At 68.2% G+C, this 16,389-nt stretch carries 14 protein-coding genes; 5 read left to right on the forward strand and 9 right to left on the reverse strand.

Annotated elements, in window-relative coordinates:
* Window positions 1-14: 14 nt before the first annotated feature.
* Genes cydC through ACIQLD_RS09080 form a run of 5 tightly spaced genes read right to left on the reverse strand, consistent with a single transcriptional unit; the run spans window position 15 to window position 6,522 of the window.
* Window positions 15-1,706 carry a thiol reductant ABC exporter subunit CydC gene (cydC, locus tag ACIQLD_RS09060; RefSeq protein ID WP_402607529.1) on the reverse strand — a complete coding sequence of 564 codons (1,692 nt, stop codon included), beginning with the start codon at window positions 1,704-1,706 and terminating at the stop codon, window positions 15-17.
* Window positions 1,703-3,361: a thiol reductant ABC exporter subunit CydD gene (cydD, locus tag ACIQLD_RS09065; RefSeq protein WP_402607532.1), complete on the reverse strand. Its 1,659-nt coding sequence runs from the start codon at window positions 3,359-3,361 to the stop codon at window positions 1,703-1,705. The genes cydC and cydD overlap by 4 nt, the downstream gene beginning before the upstream one ends.
* Entirely contained in the window at window positions 3,358-4,386 is a 1,029-nt protein-coding gene (cydB, locus tag ACIQLD_RS09070; RefSeq protein ID WP_402607534.1) for a cytochrome d ubiquinol oxidase subunit II, read from the reverse strand. Before cydB ends, cydD begins: the two co-directional genes overlap by 4 nt.
* 14 nt (window positions 4,387-4,400) lie before the next feature.
* Window positions 4,401-5,816, reverse strand: coding sequence for a cytochrome ubiquinol oxidase subunit I (locus tag ACIQLD_RS09075; RefSeq protein WP_402607537.1), 1,416 nt, complete (start codon window positions 5,814-5,816; stop codon window positions 4,401-4,403).
* On the reverse strand, window positions 5,803-6,522 hold the full coding sequence (locus ACIQLD_RS09080; protein ID WP_402607540.1) for a helix-turn-helix transcriptional regulator: 720 nt from the start codon (window positions 6,520-6,522) through the stop codon (window positions 5,803-5,805). The genes ACIQLD_RS09075 and ACIQLD_RS09080 overlap by 14 nt, the downstream gene beginning before the upstream one ends.
* A gap of 100 nt (window positions 6,523-6,622) precedes the next feature.
* Here ACIQLD_RS09080 and radA point away from each other — a divergent pair, with 100 nt between their 5' ends.
* Window positions 6,623-7,990 (forward strand): DNA repair protein RadA, encoded by a 1,368-nt coding sequence (gene radA, locus ACIQLD_RS09085; protein ID WP_402607543.1) that lies wholly within the window; start codon window positions 6,623-6,625, stop codon window positions 7,988-7,990.
* 29 nt (window positions 7,991-8,019) lie between these two features.
* Here radA and ACIQLD_RS09090 read toward each other — a convergent pair whose 3' ends face one another.
* The 4 genes from ACIQLD_RS09090 to ACIQLD_RS09105 form a co-directional block, all read right to left on the reverse strand.
* Complete coding sequence (locus ACIQLD_RS09090) at window positions 8,020-8,430, reverse strand: dehydrogenase (protein WP_402607545.1); 411 nt, start codon at window positions 8,428-8,430, stop codon at window positions 8,020-8,022.
* A gap of 350 nt (window positions 8,431-8,780) precedes the next feature.
* Window positions 8,781-9,431 carry a hypothetical protein gene (locus ACIQLD_RS09095; protein WP_402607548.1) on the reverse strand — a complete coding sequence of 217 codons (651 nt, stop codon included), beginning with the start codon at window positions 9,429-9,431 and terminating at the stop codon, window positions 8,781-8,783.
* A gap of 68 nt (window positions 9,432-9,499) precedes the next feature.
* Window positions 9,500-10,000 (reverse strand): amino-acid N-acetyltransferase, encoded by a 501-nt coding sequence (locus tag ACIQLD_RS09100; RefSeq protein WP_402607551.1) that lies wholly within the window; start codon window positions 9,998-10,000, stop codon window positions 9,500-9,502.
* Window positions 10,001-10,264: 264 nt separating this feature from the next.
* Complete coding sequence (locus tag ACIQLD_RS09105; protein ID WP_402607554.1) at window positions 10,265-12,799, reverse strand: ATP-dependent Clp protease ATP-binding subunit; 2,535 nt, start codon at window positions 12,797-12,799, stop codon at window positions 10,265-10,267.
* A gap of 273 nt (window positions 12,800-13,072) precedes the next feature.
* Here ACIQLD_RS09105 and ACIQLD_RS09110 point away from each other — a divergent pair, with 273 nt between their 5' ends.
* From ACIQLD_RS09110 to ACIQLD_RS09125, 4 genes are all read left to right on the forward strand, one after another.
* Window positions 13,073-13,696 (forward strand): hypothetical protein, encoded by a 624-nt coding sequence (locus ACIQLD_RS09110; RefSeq protein ID WP_402607557.1) that lies wholly within the window; start codon window positions 13,073-13,075, stop codon window positions 13,694-13,696.
* Window positions 13,696-14,463, forward strand: coding sequence for a hypothetical protein (locus ACIQLD_RS09115; RefSeq protein WP_402607559.1), 768 nt, complete (start codon window positions 13,696-13,698; stop codon window positions 14,461-14,463). The genes ACIQLD_RS09110 and ACIQLD_RS09115 overlap by 1 nt, the downstream gene beginning before the upstream one ends.
* Window positions 14,460-14,696 carry a helix-turn-helix domain-containing protein gene (locus ACIQLD_RS09120; protein WP_387178713.1) on the forward strand — a complete coding sequence of 79 codons (237 nt, stop codon included), beginning with the start codon at window positions 14,460-14,462 and terminating at the stop codon, window positions 14,694-14,696. Before ACIQLD_RS09115 ends, ACIQLD_RS09120 begins: the two co-directional genes overlap by 4 nt.
* A 226-nt stretch (window positions 14,697-14,922) precedes the next feature.
* Complete coding sequence (locus ACIQLD_RS09125) at window positions 14,923-16,347, forward strand: dicarboxylate/amino acid:cation symporter (RefSeq protein WP_402607562.1); 1,425 nt, start codon at window positions 14,923-14,925, stop codon at window positions 16,345-16,347.
* Window positions 16,348-16,389: the final 42 nt, after the last annotated feature.

The following is a 16,389-nucleotide window of genomic DNA, read 5'->3' on the forward strand; positions in this document are numbered from 1 at the left end:
CCGAAGCGCAACCCTCAGACCGTGCGGCCGCCCTCGATCCGCACCGTGCGGCCGACGGTCCCCGCCGGCGGTGCGACATGCGAGATCAACAGCACCGACTGGTCGCCGGCGGCCTGCAGCAGGTCGCGCAGGAGTGCGTCGGATGCCTCCGGGTCGACGCCGGCCGTCGGCTCGTCGAGCACCAGCACGGGGAAGCCGCGCAGCAGGGCGCGGGCGAGCGAGATCCGCTGGGCCTGACCGCCTGACACCAGTGCGCCCCGGTCACCGACCCTGGCATCGAGGCCGCCGCGCTCGGTGACCCAGGCGCCGAGGCCGACGCGGTCGAGCACCTCTCGCAGCTCGTCGTCGGTCGCCGTGTCCCGGGCGAAGAGCAGGTTCTGGCGGATGTCCTCGTCGAACAGTTGCGGACTCTGCTCGCACAGCCCGATCACCCGTCGAAGCGCCGGCCCCGAGAGCTCCGCCGCATCGCGCCCGTCGACGAGGTACTCCCCCTCGACGCGCAGGAAACCGACCAGTGCGGCCGCCAGCGAACTCTTGCCGGCACCGCTCGGCCCCGCGACCAGCACCCGTTCGCCGGGTCGGAGATCGAGGTCCACGCCCCTCAGCGCGGGCGCCCCACCGGGCCAGTTCGCACGCACGTCGCGCAGGCGCACCGTCGGGGTCCCCTCGATCTCGACATCGTCGCCCGCGTCGGTGCGCAGCTCTTCCGGCATGCGCTCGGGCAGCACGTCGACGATGCGCTCCGCGCTGGAGCGCACGCTCCGCCACGAGGCCGCTGCGATCGGCACCGCGCCGAAGATCTCGAAGACCACCATCGGCACGAGCACGGCCACCGCCAGCCAGGGCCCGTCGATCGTCCCGTCCGAGAGGCCGGGAGCCGCCGCGGCGAGCGCCCAGACCGAGGCGGCCCCGGCGACTGCAGAGACCACGCCGGCAGCGACGGCCTGTGCGAGCGAGGCCCGGTCGACCACGCGTCGCAGCGCAGCATCCGCTGCGGTGATCCGTGCACGTGCCTGCTCTTCCGCACCATAGGCGATCAGCACGTCGAGGCTGCCGAAGTAGTCGACGAGAGCAGCGGAGAGCTCGGCGCGACGTTCCGAGACCAGCGCTTCGGCGCGTGAGCCGAACACCCACCCCAGACCGATCGCGGCTGCCGCGGCGACGAGCAGGCATACGGCCAGGGTGAGCGCGGCGGCGGGCGATACGAAGGCGATGAATCCGACGGCCCCCACGGCGACGAGAGCGGCGACCCCGAGCGGCTGCACCACGCGCAGCGGCAGGTTCTGCAGGTTCTCGACATCGTCGACGAGCGCGGTGAGCACCCGACCGCGATCCGTCGATCCGAGCCCGGCGGGAGACAGCGGAATGAGTCGGCGCACCATGTCGGCACGGGTCGAGGCGAGCTGACGCAGTGCGGCATCGTGGCCGCTCAGTCGCTCCAGGTAGCGGGTGACGGCGCGGGACACCGCGAAGAAGCGCACCCCCACGACGGCGATCGACAGCGGCACGAGCGAGTCCACGATCGAGGCGCTCACGATCAGCCAGCCGCTGACTGCGAGCAGGCTCACGGCGGCGGCAGCCGAGAGCAGCCCCCAGATCAGACCGGGCACGAAGCGCCCGGCCGAGGGCTGGGCGAGCCGCAGGATGTCGCGGACCCGCTGGCCGCGCGGATGCACGGTGTCGGATGCTGCGTCAGGTGCGGTCATGCGTTCACCCCCAGCTCCACGATCTGATCCGCGATCTCCCGCGCGGTGCGACGGTGCGAGACGAGGAGGATCGTCGCCCCGGCATCCGCCCTCTCGCGCAGCGACCGCCACAGCCGATCCTCGGTCTCGGGGTCGAGCGCACTCGACGGCTCATCGAGCGCGAGCACGCGGTCGGAGGCGGAGGCCTGGCGATACAGCGCTCGAGCGACAGCCACGCGCTGCGCCTGCCCACCCGACAGCCCCGCTCCCTGCACGCCGAGCTCCAGCGCGGGGTCGATGCCCTCGGCGCAGGCATCGTCGAGAGCATCGCGCACCCGGTCGGCGTCCGGCTCGGGATCACCGAGGGTGACGTTGGCAGCCACGGTTCCACGCATCAGACCGGGCGCCTGTCCCGCCCACGCGAGCCACGCCGCCGGCGCGAGCCACCGCAGATCCTTCCCGGTGTAGGACGCTGTGCCCTCGAACTCGACCGCGCCCCGGAGTGCGGCCAGCAGCGACGACTTCCCCGACCCGCTCGGCCCTTCGATGACCGTGATGGTCCCCGGCCCGGCAGCGAACGACACGGGCGGCAGGTCGCGCACCCGCACACCCTCGACCACGAGGTTTCCGCCCTTCGCGGGTTCCACCTGCATGACCGATTCCCGGATGCCGGGGGCTTCGACGGCGATTCCTCCAGCATCCGTCGAAAGCTCCTGCATCCGCGCGCGCTCACCTGCCGCGTCGATCACATCGAACACGTCCTCCGTCGCCGCAACCCCTTCGGCAGCCGCGTGGAACTGCACCCCGACCTGACGGATCGGCAGGAACGCCTCGGGGGCCAGCAGCAGCACGAACAGTCCGACCTCGAGTGTCAGATCTCCCGACAGCAGCCGGAAGCCGACGGAGACCGCGATCAGGGCCACCGCGATCGAGGCCAGCAGCTCCATCGCGAAGCCGGAGAGGAACGAGAACCGCAGCACCTTCATGGTCTCGCGGCGGTACTCGTCGGCGGTGACCTCGATGCGGTCGGCCGCGCGACGGTCGCGCCCGAACAGTCGCAGCGTCGACAGCCCCTGCACCGTGTCGGCGAAGCGTGCCGCGAGGCGCTGCAGCGTCTGCCACTGCCGCGTCTGCACCGTGCGCGTCGCCATGCCGATCAGGATCAGGAACAGCGGGATCAGCGGCAGCGTGATCACCGCGGTGAGTCCGCTCGGCCAGTCCTGCCACCACATCACCGCGACCAGCACCGGCGTCGCGATCACGGTCAGCACGAGCTGCGGGATATAGCGCGCGAAATAGGCGTCGAGCGCCTCGAGCCCGTGCCCCGCGGTGACGGCGAGTGCGGTCTGGTTCCGCTGTGCGAGCCATCCGGGCCCCAGCTTCCCGACCGCGGCGACCAGCGCTGCCCGCAGCTGCATCCCGGTCTTCGCCGCCGCCCGCGTTCCCGCCGCATCCGAGGCGGCGATCAGCAACCCGCGCAGCAGCGCCGCGACCAGCAGCCAGAGCAGGGAAGACGTGACGTCGCGCCCCGCGATGGCCCCGGTGATCGCAGCGGTCAGCAACCAGGCGAAGGCGATCGTGACCGCGGTCTGGACGACGCCGATCAACGCGGATGCCGCGAGGAACACCCTCGCGGCACCCGCGTATCGCAGCAGTCGGGGATCGACGGGTTTCACGCGTGCGCCGGAGCCCCCTCGATCGACTTGCGGGTGACCCGCTTGCGGAAGACCCAGTAGGTCCACGCCTGGTACGCGAGCACGAGCGGCATCGCGATCAGGGCCGTCCAACTCATGATCTGCAGTGTGTACGGAGTGCTCGACGCGTTCGCGATCGTGAGGCTGTACGCCGGGTCGATCGTCGACGGCATCACGTACGGGAACAGGGCGGCGAACAGCATGACCACCGCGAACAGCACCGTGAGCATCCCGGAGAAGAAGGCCCACCCGTCGCGTCGAACCATCGAGAGTCCGACCGCGGCGATCAGGCTGACCGCCGCGAGCGCGCCGGCGCCGATGACCAGCCAGAGCAGCGGGGCTTCCCGGCCCATCGCGATCGCGACCGTCCAGATCACCGTCCCGGCCGCGACGAGGATCGTCGGGATGGCGGCCTTCTTCGCCAGCTTCTGCGCGTCCTCATGCACCTGACCGTCGGTCTTGAGCGCCACGAACAGCACGCCGTGCAGGAAGAACAGCAGCAGGGTGGTGACGCCGACCAGCAGTGCGTACGGGTTCAGCAGGGCGAAGAACCCGCCGACATAGATGTGGTTCTCATCGATCGCCACCCCCTGCACGATGTTGCCGAACGCGACGCCCCAGAGCAGAGCCGGCACGACCGAGCCGATCACGATCATCCGGTCGAAGCCGGCCTTCCACTTCGCGCCCTCGCGCTGATGCCGGTACTCGAACGAGACGCCGCGCAGGATCAGGGCGAGCAGGATCAGCAGCAGGGGCAGGTAGAACCCGCTGAACAGCGTCGCGTACCACTCGGGGAACGACGCGAACAGCACGGCGCCGGCGACGATGACCCAGGTCTCGTTGAGATCCCAGACCGGACCGATCGTGTTGATCACCTGACGGCGCGAGACGTCGTTCTTGCCGAGGAACGGCAGCGACATGCCGACACCGAAATCGAACCCGTCGAGCACGAAGTAGCCCACGAAGAAGAAGGCGACGATGAAGAACCAGAGTGTTGCGAGATCCATGATGCTCCTCCCTCTCAGTAGACGACCGACGGCAGCTGGGCCGTCTCGTCATGCGGCTTCTCTTCGGTGTCGGGCCCCTTCTGGGCAGCCCGGATGATGAGGCGGATCTCGACGACGGCGAGCGCCGCATAGATCGCCGTGAAAGCGATGAGCGATATCAGCACCTCGAGCCCGCTGACACCCGGCGAGACCCCGTCCTGCGTCGTCATCAGCCCGAACACGATCCAGGGTTGTCTTCCCATCTCGGTGAAGACCCAGCCCATGATGTTGGCGGCCAGCGCGAGCGGGAACGACCAGATCGCGAGCTTCCACATCCAGGGAGCCGGGGGCTTCTTGGCGCCCTTGCGGGTGAGCCACAGACCGACGACGGCGACGAGCGCGGCGGCGATGCCCAGACCGATCATCCAGCGGAACGCCCAGTAGGTGATCCACAGGACCGGGGCGAAGTCGGTCAGACCGGTGGAGGCATAGGTCTGGGCGTACTCGGCGTTCAGATCGTTGATGCCGTGCACACAGGCGTCGAGAGTGTGGGTCGACAGCAGCGAGAGCAGGTACGGCACGCGGATCGAGAACAGCTCGGAGCTGCCGTCGGGTGTGCCGAGCGTGAAGATGCTGAACGAGGCGTCCGGACCGCACACCGTGTTGAAGGTCGCCTCGGCTGCGGCCATCTTCATCGGCTGCGCGGCGTACATCGCGAGTCCGAGCTGGTCGCCCGTGAGCACGACGCCCGCGGTCGAGACGATCATGGCCCACAGCCCGAACTTGAGCGAGATGCGCATGGTGTCGAAGTGCTGGCCGCGGGACAGGTGCCAGGCCGAGACCGAGATGACGACACCCGCGGCGAACATGAACGCACCGAAGATCGTGTGCGGGAACGCGGCGAGCGCGACCGGGTTGGTCAGCAGCGCCCAGAAGTCGGTCAGCTCGGCGCGGTTGGTCGCCTCGTTGAACGTGTAACCGACCGGGTTCTGCATGAACGCGTTGGCGGCGATGATGAAGTACGCCGACAGGATGCTGCCGATCGAGACGCACCAGATCGTGGCGAGGTGCAGTTTCTGCGGGAGCTTGTCCCACCCGAAGATCCACAATCCGATGAAGGTCGCCTCGAAGAAGAAGGCCAGCAGGCCCTCGAACGCGAGCGGAGCGCCGAACACGTCGCCGACGAAGCGGGAGTAGTCCGACCAGTTCATGCCGAACTGGAACTCCTGCACGATGCCGGTGACGACACCCATCGCGAAGTTGATCAGGAAGATCTTGCCGAAGAAGCGGGTCAGGTGCAGGTACTGCACCTTGCCGGTGCGCACCCACGCGGTCTGGAAGATCGCGGAGACCAGCGCCATGCCGATCGTCAGCGGCACGAAGAGGTAGTGGTAGACGGTCGTCAGCCCGAATTGCCATCGGGCCAGAGCGAGCGGATCAAGCCATTCCATGCACGACTCCTGTTCTGTGGTGCCGCTGCTTCGTGCTGTGACGCAGCTGCTCCGTTCCCTCGATCAGCGGCGCGGTGGTGTCGCGCAGCTGCACGGTGCACTCCGATGCGAGGACGGCATCGCGCACGCACTCGGCTTCGAGTGGTCCGCCCGCCTCGTTCAGGACGCCTTGCATGAGTTCGAGGTGCACCCGGCACAGCATCGGACGGTCTTCCGAGCGACCCGCCGCATGCGGACACGGGCTGAGGTCGACCGTCAGCCGCCGGTCGTCGAGGACGGGCTCGAAGCCGCTCTCCTCGAGGTGCTCCACGAGCGCGTCGAGCTGATAGGTGGCTTCGCGGCCGAGATCGGATGCCGTCGCCTCGGGGAGCATGCTGCGCATGAGGTCTCCGCGGCGGGCAGCGGCCTTGGCCTTGTCACGGGCCACCGGACTGGATGCCCCGGGCGTCCCGGTGGCGGCGCTGTACAGCGTGCGCGGCCGCCCCCTCGTGGTGCGGTGCTCGATCGTCGGGATCACGTAGCCCCCCTCGATCAGACGCTGCAGATGCTCGCGGACCGTGTTGGGGTGCAAGCCCGTGGCCTCGCACAACTCGGTGATCGAGAGCTCGGCGCGGGTCGTCGAGCTTCCCGCTTCGAAGAGCAAGTGCAGGATCTGCACCCGGGAGTAGCTCGAGATCGGCCCGCAGACGGGCCCGCCGTTGGCCATGAACCCAGTATCCCGCGACGCTGCGAGTTTGCCGAGAGGTACGGCCGTGAATAAACACCTGGCCGATAGGGATGTCCGATGCCGGCGATAGCCTGGGGGCATGGCCACCCGGAAACCCGCTCCTCCCGCGTACGTGTGCACGGAATGCGGGTGGACGACCGCGAAGTGGGTGGGCCGCTGCGGGGAATGCCAGCAGTGGGGAACGGTGCAGGAGCAGGCCGCGCAGACCGGCATCCTCCGTCGGGTCGGGCCCGTCGCGCCGACCGCCGATCGCGCCGCCCGGCCGATCACCCAGATCACCACGCACGATGCTCCGCGCCGTTCGAGCGGCGTCGGCGAGTTCGACCGCGTGCTCGGCGGGGGCATCGTGCCCGGAGCAGCGATCCTGCTCAGCGGAGAGCCGGGTGTCGGCAAGTCGACCCTGCTGCTCGAGGTCGCCGCCCAAGCCGCGCGCGGCGGCCGCCGTGTGCTCTACGCGAGTGCCGAGGAGTCCCCGGGCCAGGTGCGCCTGCGGGCCGAGCGCACTGGCGCACTGCACGACGAGCTGTATCTCGCCAGCGAGACCGACCTCGCGACGATCCTCGGCCACATCGACGAGGTGAAGCCGCAGCTCGTGATCGTCGACTCGGTGCAGACGGTCTCGTCGTCGCTGATCGACGGTGCCGCCGGGCAGCCGAGCCAGGTGCGCGAGGTCGCCGCCACGCTGATCCGCATCGCGAAGGATCGCGACCTGCCGATCATCATCGTCGGGCACGTCACGAAAGACGGTCAGGTCGCCGGTCCTCGGGTGCTCGAGCACCTGGTCGACGTCGTATGCCACTTCGAGGGCGACCGGCAGACCTCGCTGCGTTTCGTCCGCGCGCTCAAGAACCGCTTCGGCCCGACCGACGAGGTCGGCTGCTTCGAGATGACCGGAGACGGTATCGCCGAGGTGCCCGACCCTTCCGGGCTCTTCCTCTCGCAGGGCGCCACCGAGCCGGGAACCTGCGTCGCGATCTCGCTCGAAGGACGGCGTGCCCTGCCGGTCGAGGTGCAGGCGCTGACGGTTCCCAGCAACGCGCCGAATCCTCGCCGCATCGTTCACGGCCTCGATTCGTCGAGGGTCGCGATGGTGCTGGCGATCCTCGAACGCCGTGCAGGAGTGCCCACCGGCAGCCTCGACGTGTACGTATCGACCGTCGGCGGCGTGCGCTTCACCGAACCGGCGGCCGACCTCGCGATCGCGATCGCGGTGGCCGGTTCCATCCAGCAGATCTCGGTGCCGCGCACTGTCGCGGCGGTGGGCGAGCTCAGCCTCGCGGGCGAGATCCGTCCCGTCACCCAGGCGGCACAGCGGCGCTCCGAGGCTGCACGCCTCGGCTACGAACAGGTGGTCGACGATCGCTCGAAGACCCTCCGCGCCGCACTCGGTGATGTGCGGGCGCGCAACACGTCACGCCGTTCCGACCGTGACATCCCGCCGTTCTGACCGGAACCGCCTCGGCCGAAGACGCGGGCTCAGGCGTCGAGCGCCTTGAGGAGCTCTGCGGGGTCCGCCTGCATGGGGTGAGGACCCGCGATGTCGAGGAAGACCGTGGTGATCGGGTGCGCCGCCAGGAACTTCCGCAGCCAGTCCGCACTGTAGATGCCGACCCCGGGTGGCAGGTTGGCCGGCTTGTTCTTGGCGTCGCTGAACAGCAGCAGCGCGAGGTCACCGGTCTTCGGGTCGCGGTAGGTCCACACCTCACTGCTGTCGAGCGGGTTGTCACGCGCCCCGGGCTTGATCAGCGGCACGACCGTGGTGCCGTGACGGAGGGCGAGAGCGACCGCGGCGACATCCTGCTTCTCGAGCGCCTGTGCCAGAGCATCCGACCGGAAGTCCTCGGGTGCGGGCTTGTTCTTCGCGGACTTCGCCTTCTTCGCTGCCATGTGTCCAGCTTATTCACGGTGCGACGCGCAGAGAGCCGATTCGACCGTGGAGACGATTGGGGCCCTCTCGAGTCCCACATTGGGGACTGGGGTACTCGAGAGGGCCCTCGGACTCTCGGGCGGCGGTGTCGAAGCGCTGGGGACGCTGTAGTTCGACGCCACTGGGGATGGCTTGGTGCCGCTAATGCGGAGAGTCGCTTCTATGGTATCCCAAAGACTCATGGATGTCAGCATCGCGCACGGAAGGCCGACGAGATCGGCGCATTTCGTGCGATGTTCGCCGATTCACGACGGTTTTCGATGACGCCCACCGAGATCGCTTCGAACTCAGGGGGTCAGATTCGGCGCGCTCAGTAGAGCAGGATCTGCGCACTCGCCGGGCTCGTGAAGCCGCCGATCGAGACTTCGACGTGGTACGAGGCACCCCCGCCCGGTGCGCGTTGTCGATTCTCCTGCGCGCAGGTCTCGACGCTCGAGCGCGTGCGATCCCAGGTGACCGGGTCCTTGCTCGTGACGGTGGTGCCCGCCGTGAGCGTCGCGATCATGCTGCTCGGGTTCTCCTGGCAGTCGGTCGAACGCCACCAGACATCGGCGCCACTGGAGATCGTGAAGACCTGGGTGGTCGATCCCACGTCGATGGTGCAGTCCTTGGTGCCCTTGTTCGTCAGTGAGATCGAGAGCTTCGGCATCGCACCGGCCGCATACGAGTCGGAGTCGGTCACGGCCGTGACCTCGATGTCCGCCGCCTCGCAGGCCGCGATCGCGGGAGTCTGCTCGGCAGAGGGGCCAGGCGACGGCGACTGCCCGTCGGCAGACGAGGTGGCGGAAGACGAGGGGGACGCTGACGGTGTCGGCCGCGGGGTCGACGCCGAGTCGGCTGCGGCCCACGGGCGCGCGATCAGCAACCAGGCACCGATACCGATCGCGGCGACCGCCAGGATGAGTCCGACGATGACGACCAGTCGCCGACGACGATAGACGGCGGCAGAGCGACGGGGCATGACTCCAGGCTAAATGATCCCGCGCCCTCAGCCTGGGAGGCCCCACGGCACGGGCGGAGGCGAAACGGTCACAGCACCTTGAGCATGCGGGTGTTGCCGAGGGTGTTCGGCTTCACGTGGGCGAGGTCGAGGAACTCTTCGACACCCGCGTCACCGCTGCGCAACAGCTGCGAGTAGACATCGGGATCGACGACCTGCTCGCCGATCGGCGTGTAGCCGCGTCGCCCGAAGAACTCCACCTCGAAGGTGAGGCAGAACAGGCGGCTCAGACCGAGCATTCTGGCGTTCTCTTCCAAGCGGTCGACGATCGCTCGCCCGACACCGTGGTGCAGCCAGTCGTCCCGTACGAGCAGGGTGCGCACCTCACCGAGGTCTTCCCAGATCACGTGCAGTGCGCCGCATCCGATCAGCACCCCATCGGCCTCCGCCACGACGAACTCCTGCACGGCGCCGTACAGCACCGCCAGATCTTTGCCGAGCAGGATGCGCTGCTCGACGAGCGGCTGCAGCAGGGCGCGGATGCCGACGATGTCAGCGCTGCGCGCCGGCCGGACGATGTACTCGCTCACACCACAAGCCTAGAACCCGTGACCCGGCATCCCCGTAGCCGCGTGTCGGTGAGCGAAAACCCAGACCGAACGTCGCACCTGCCGCGTGTCGGAAGGCGGCACGCCGTGATGGGTGCACATGGTCTGGGTTTCGCACGGTTCGAGGGCGCACAGCACGGGGGCGGACACAGGAAAACAGCACGGGGGCGGACACAGGAAAGGGGCGGACACAGCGAAAGGGGCGGATGCCGTGGCATCCGCCCCTTTCACATGAGTGCGTCGAGGTCACTCCCCGCTGGCGACCGCCAGGTCGGGGGTGCCGGAGATCGCGCCACCGCCGGTGTTGACGCCGACCGCGACGGGGCCGCCGTCGCGCGGGCCGTGCTCGAACAGGAACTGCCCGTCCTTCGCGTCGACCTTCACGTGGTCACCGGAGTTGAGCTCACCGTGCAGGATCTTCTCCGACAGACGGTCCTCGACCTCGTGCTGCATCGCGCGACGCAGCGGTCGAGCGCCGAGAGCCGGGTCGAAGCCGATCTCGATGAGACGCTCCTTGGCGGCCTGCGACAGCTCGATCGTCATGTCGCGGTCCAGCAGACGCTCGCCGAGGCGCTTGGTGAACAGATCCACGATCTGCACCAGCTCCTCCTTCGACAGCTGCGGGAACACGATGATGTCGTCGACACGGTTCAGGAACTCGGGCTTGAAGTGCCGCTTGAGCTCTTCGTTCACCTTGCCCTTCATGCGGTCGTAGCTGGTCGAGTCGTTGCCCTCGATCTGGAAGCCGACGGGACCGCCCGCGATGTCGCGTGCACCGAGGTTGGTGGTCATGATGATGACCGTGTTCTTGAAGTCCACGATCCGACCCTGACCGTCGGTGAGACGCCCCTCTTCGAGGATCTGCAGCAGCGAGTTGAAGATGTCCGGGTGGGCCTTCTCGATCTCGTCGAAGAGCACCACGCTGAACGGCTTGCGGCGCACCTTCTCGGTGAGCTGGCCACCCTCTTCGAATCCGACGAATCCGGGAGGGGCACCGAACAGACGCGAGACGGTGTGCTTCTCACCGAACTCGCTCATGTCGAGCGAGATCAGCGCAGCCTCATCGTCGAACAGGAACTCGGCGAGCGCCTTGGCGAGCTCGGTCTTTCCGACACCCGTGGGGCCGGCGAAGATGAACGAGCCCGAAGGACGCTTCGGGTCCTTGAGACCGGCACGCTGGCGACGGATCGTCTTGGAGAGGGCGGCGATCGCCTCTTCCTGACCGATGACGCGCTGGTGAAGGGCCTTCTCCATGAAGACGAGTCGGCTGGACTCCTCTTCCGTGAGCTTGAAGACGGGGATGCCGGTGGCCTGTGCGAGCACCTCGGCGATCAGGCCCTCGTCGACGACCGCGGAGGTCGCGACGTCGCCAGCACGCCACTGCTTCTCGAGACGCAGACGCTCGGCGAGCAGGCTCTTCTCCTCGTCACGGAGGGATGCCGCCTTCTCGAAGTCCTGCTCCTCGGAGGCGATCTCCTTCTGCTCGCGCACGGCGGCGATCTTCTCGTCGAATTCGCGCAGCTCGGGCGGGCTCGACAGGATCGACAGACGCAGACGTGCGCCGGCCTCGTCGATCAGGTCGATGGCCTTGTCCGGGAGGAACCGGTCGGAGACGTAGCGGTCGGCGAGGTTCGCCGCGGCCACGATGGCACCGTCGGTGATCTGCACCTTGTGGTGCGCCTCGTAACGGTCGCGGAGTCCCTTGAGGATGTTGATCGCGTGGGGCAGCGTGGGCTCGTTGACCTGCACCGGCTGGAAGCGGCGCTCGAGCGCGGCATCCTTCTCGAAGTGCTTGCGGTACTCGTCGAGCGTGGTGGCACCGATCGTCTGCAGCTCGCCACGGGCGAGGAGCGGCTTCAGGATGCTGGCCGCGTCGATCGCACCCTCGGCGGCACCCGCACCCACGAGGGTGTGGATCTCGTCGATGAAGACGATGATGTCGCCGCGCGTGCGGATCTCCTTGGTGACCTTCTTCAGTCGCTCCTCGAAGTCGCCGCGGTAGCGGGAACCGGCGATGAGCGAGCCGAGGTCGAGCGAGTAGAGCTGCTTGTCCTTCAGCGTTTCGGGGACATCGCCCTTGACGATCGCCTGGGCCAGTCCCTCGACGACGGCGGTCTTGCCGACGCCGGGCTCGCCGATCAGGACAGGGTTGTTCTTGGAACGGCGGGAGAGGATCTGCATGACCCGCTCCGCCTCCTTCTCGCGCCCGATCACCGGGTCGAGCTTGTTGTCGCGCGCGGCCTGGGTGAGGTTGCGACCGAACTGGTCGAGCACCGCGGAACCACCCTGGGTGCCGGCCGGCGAGTCGTTGGTCTGTGCGCCGACGGAGGCCGGCTCACGTCCGGGAGCACCGGAGAGCAGCTGGATGACCTGCTGGCGGACCTTGTTGAGGTCGGCGCCGAGCTTGACGAGCACCTGGGCGGCGACGCCCTCGCCCTCGCGGATGAGGCCGAGCAGGATGTGCTCGGTGCCGATGTAGTTGTGGCCGAGCTGCAGGGCCTCGCGGAGGCTGAGCTCGAGTACCTTCTTGGCACGCGGGGTGAACGGGATGTGCCCGGTCGGCTGCTGCTGACCCTGGCCGATGATGTCCTGCACCTGCTCGCGCACGGCGTCGAGGGAGATGCCGAGGCTCTCGAGGGCCTTGGCGGCGACGCCTTCACCCTCGTGGATGAGGCCGAGCAGAATGTGCTCGGTCCCGATGTAGTTGTGGTTGAGCATCTTCGCCTCTTCTTGGGCGAGGACGACCACTCGACGGGCTCGGTCCGTGAATCTCTCGAACATGCTGTGACTCCTTATTCGCACGGGGCGAAGCGCTGACACCTGTGGCGTTCTCTGCGCCTGTACATCGAGAGTAACCACCGCGCGGAGCACGTATGCCCGTGTTCGCCGTGGGCATAGAGCAGCCCCGGGTGCACCCGGCGTTCCTTCCGGTCGCACTTCCTGCCGCCCTTCCGCCGCTGGGGCGGCAGGGACTGCGACCGGAAGGATTGACGAGCTTATCGATTGTCGTTATGTTAACGACTGTCGATAACGACGCCACTTCAGGAGGCAGCGATGCTCACGAAAGAAGGACGCCCCACACTCGCAGACGGGATCGCCCTCGGTCTCATCGCGACCGGTGCGGTCAGCGTCGCGATCGGGGCTGTCGTCGCGGTCGTCACCGCCGCGTTCGAAGTGTTCGGTGCCGCGCCGACCGTGTCGATGCCCGTGCACGACGTCGAGCTGACCGCGCTCGACGATGTGGCCGGAGTGAGCGCGGCGACGGTCGACTCCGCGCTCGTCACCGTGCCGGCGATGTCCTCCGGCGCCCGGTGGATGCTGCTCCTCGAGACCACCCTCCCGGCCCTCGCCACGGTCGCGCTCTGTGCCGGAGTCTGGTGGCTGGGAGTCTCCCTCATCCGGTCTCGCCCGTTCCGCGCATCGCTGGGGTGGCTGTTCGCCGTCGCGGCCTGCCTGATGATCGCCGGTTCCCTCTTCGGGCAGCTGGCTGGCGGGATCGGGAGGGCCATCATCGTCCAGGATCTGACCGCGGCGAGCCCCGGGGCCGAGGACGTGCTGTGGACGCTGCTCGTGCAGTTCGACCTCGCGCCGGTGGGTTGGGCGTTCGCGCTCGCGCTCGTCGCAGGCCTGTTCGAGATCGGTCGCAGACTGCAGCGCGACACGGAAGGACTCGTCTGATGTTCGGAATCAGTTCGGAAGACCTCGGAACCTCGCTCGCCCAGATCGGGATCGGACTGGCGGTCATCGCCGTGATCGTGGGCATCGTCGTCTGGCGCGGCCGACGTCGCGGGAGCCGCACACTCGCGATCGACGCGGCACTCACCGTCTCCGGCTGGTGGGTCATCCTGTCGGCCGTCGGTGCGATCATCATCATCCTCAAGGTGTTCGCGACCGATTGGGCGGAGATCGCCTCGGGGTCACTCCGGGCACCTTGGCCCACCGACCTCCCCTGCAGCGACGCGGATGAAGTGACCACTGCGGTCCTTCAATGCGGCGGCGGTTCGATCACGAACTTCACCGTGACCAACGCCACTCTCGGGCTCCGGGCGCTTGCGGGTGCCGCGCAGCTCGCTTCGCTGGCATTCTCCACGACGCCTGCCGCGATGCTCATGGTCATCTGCTTCCAGACGCTGCGGGGTCGCGCGTTCTCACAGACCGTGACGCGCGCTCTCACCGTCGGGGCGATCGCCGTCCTGGTGTTCGGGGTGGCCACCGACCTCCTCGGCGCCATCGCAGCGACCGCCGGTCTGCGCGAGGTGTTCCCGCCGGACAGCGAGTGGTACCCGAACTTCTCCCTCAACGTCTCCCCTCTGCCGTTCGCCGGTGCGCTCGGGCTCCTCGCCCTCGCCGCGGTGTTCCGCCAGGGGATGCGCCTCGATCAGGACCGGGCACGCCTGCAGAAGGAGAAGGCGGCTCTCGAGAAGGACACGGAGGGGCTGGTGTGACCCCGGCCGAGAGCGACGACGAGTTCACCGGCATCCACTGCCGACTCGACGAGCTGCTCGCCGAGCGGGGGATGACGCTCACCGAGCTGAGCGCCACGGTCGGGGTGAGCATCGTGAACCTGTCGGTGCTGAAGAACGACCGCGCCCGCGCCATCCGCTACTCGACGCTGCGGGCGATCTGCGAGGCCCTCGACTGCGAGGTCGGCGACCTGCTGGTACTCGCTCCGCGCTGAGCCGGGAATCCCGCCCCTACCTCCGTTTCCGGTCGCAGTTCCTGCCGCTCGTGGCGCGTTCAGGCGGCAGGAAGTGCGACCGGAACAGGCCTGCCGGCCACGCCGAACGGATTCCGGCCCGGAGCGTCATCCTTCGTCATATCCACCCAGGGAATTCTCAGGGAGTCATAGCGTTGAGCCTCATGGCGCGCACTCGGCGCGCCGCGATTCTGGAGTCCCCACCCCCATGAGCACCACCGCACGCGCCCAGAAAGCGCCTGATACCCGCGGACCGGTCCGGAAGCTGCTGACCTCGTTCGGCTTCCAGATCCTCGCGGCCCTCGTTCTCGGCATCGCCGCCGGACTGATCGGCCGCCAGCTCGGCGCCACCGCCGAGAACCCGACCGGGCTGTCCGCGACACTCGACACCATCGGCAACTCGTACGTGACGCTGCTGCGCGCCGCCGTCGTCCCCCTGATCTTCACGGCCATCGTCGCCAGCATCTCGAACCTGCGCCGCGTGCAGAACGCCGCACGCCTGGCCGGCCAGACGATCCTGTGGTTCGCGATCACCGCGTTCATCGCCGTGATCATCGGCATCGTCCTCGGCCTCGTGATCCAGCCCGGCAACCGCGCCGGCGAGGGCCTCGAACCCGGCGACCCGTACACCGTGGGCACCTGGTGGAACTTCCTGCTGGGCCTGATCCCGCAGAACTTCCTCGGCCTCACGGTCAACACCTCGCCCGGTGCGGTGGAGGGCACGTTCTCCTCGAGCGTCGGCTTCAACATCCTGCAGGTCATCGTGGTCGCGGCCGTCGTCGGCATCGCGGCTCTCAAGGCCGGCAAGAAGGCCGAGCCGTTCCTCGTCTTCACCGAGTCGCTGCTGAAGGTCATCCAGCGCGTGCTGTGGTGGATCATCCGCATCGCCCCGCTCGGCACGTTCGGCCTCATCGGCTCGGCCGTCATCAAGTACGGCTGGGAGAAGCTCGCCTCCCTCGGCTGGTTCGCCGCCGCGGTGTACATCGGCCTCGCGCTCGTGCTGTTCGTCGTCTACCCGATCCTGGTGAAGACGCACGGCCTGTCGATCAGGCAGTACTTCTCGGGTGTCTGGCCCGCCGTGCAGCTGGCCTTCGTCAGCCGCTCCTCGATCGGCACCCTGCCGCTCACCGAGCGGGTGACCGAGCGCAACCTCGGTGTGCCCCGCTCGTACGCCTCGTTCGCCGTGCCGCTGGGCGCGACCACCAAGATGGACGGCTGCGCCGCGATCTATCCGGCCATCGCCGCGATCTTCGTCGCCCAGTTCTTCGGCATCGAGCTGAACTTCGTGCAGTACCTGCTGATCGTGATCGTCTCGGTCGTCGGCTCGGCCGCCACCGCAGGCACCACGGGTGCCGTCGTCATGCTCACGCTCACCCTGTCGACCCTGGGCCTGCCGCTCGAGGGCGTCGGACTGCTGCTCGCGATCGACCCGATCCTCGACATGGGCCGCACTGCTGTGAACGTCGCAGGTCAGGCGCTGATCCCGACGATCGTTGCCAAGCGCGAGGGCATCCTGAACGAGGAGCTCTACAACGCGCCGCGCGAGGGCCTGCCCTTCGCCGACGACTCCGGAGACGACGACGCTCCCGAAGCGGATGCCGCCTCAGACAAGGAGCCGGTCAGCGCCCGCTGACCTCACCGCTGAACGCCAGAGCGCCTCGTCCCCTCGTGGGGC

It is taken from the genome of Microbacterium sp. NPDC091662 (assembly GCF_044756705.1).
GTDB lineage: Bacteria > Actinomycetota > Actinomycetes > Actinomycetales > Microbacteriaceae > Microbacterium.

Bases quoted from the DNA above. Each gene is read 5' to 3' on its own strand.
- ACIQLD_RS09075 (WP_402607537.1), bottom strand. From the start codon at position 5,816: ATGGAATGGCTTGATCCGCTCGCTCTGGCCCGATGGCAATTCGGGCTG.
- ACIQLD_RS09090 (WP_402607545.1), bottom strand. From the start codon at position 8,430: ATGGCAGCGAAGAAGGCGAAGTCCGCGAAGAACAAGCCCGCACCCGAG.
- ACIQLD_RS09080 (WP_402607540.1), bottom strand. From the start codon at position 6,522: ATGGCCAACGGCGGGCCCGTCTGCGGGCCGATCTCGAGCTACTCCCGG.
- ACIQLD_RS09110 (WP_402607557.1), top strand. From the start codon at position 13,073: ATGCTCACGAAAGAAGGACGCCCCACACTCGCAGACGGGATCGCCCTC.
- cydB (WP_402607534.1), bottom strand. From the start codon at position 4,386: ATGGATCTCGCAACACTCTGGTTCTTCATCGTCGCCTTCTTCTTCGTG.
- radA (WP_402607543.1), top strand. From the start codon at position 6,623: ATGGCCACCCGGAAACCCGCTCCTCCCGCGTACGTGTGCACGGAATGC.
- ACIQLD_RS09095 (WP_402607548.1), bottom strand. From the start codon at position 9,431: ATGCCCCGTCGCTCTGCCGCCGTCTATCGTCGTCGGCGACTGGTCGTC.
- ACIQLD_RS09105 (WP_402607554.1), bottom strand. From the start codon at position 12,799: ATGTTCGAGAGATTCACGGACCGAGCCCGTCGAGTGGTCGTCCTCGCC.
- ACIQLD_RS09115 (WP_402607559.1), top strand. From the start codon at position 13,696: ATGTTCGGAATCAGTTCGGAAGACCTCGGAACCTCGCTCGCCCAGATC.
- ACIQLD_RS09125 (WP_402607562.1), top strand. From the start codon at position 14,923: ATGAGCACCACCGCACGCGCCCAGAAAGCGCCTGATACCCGCGGACCG.
- cydC (WP_402607529.1), bottom strand. From the start codon at position 1,706: ATGACCGCACCTGACGCAGCATCCGACACCGTGCATCCGCGCGGCCAG.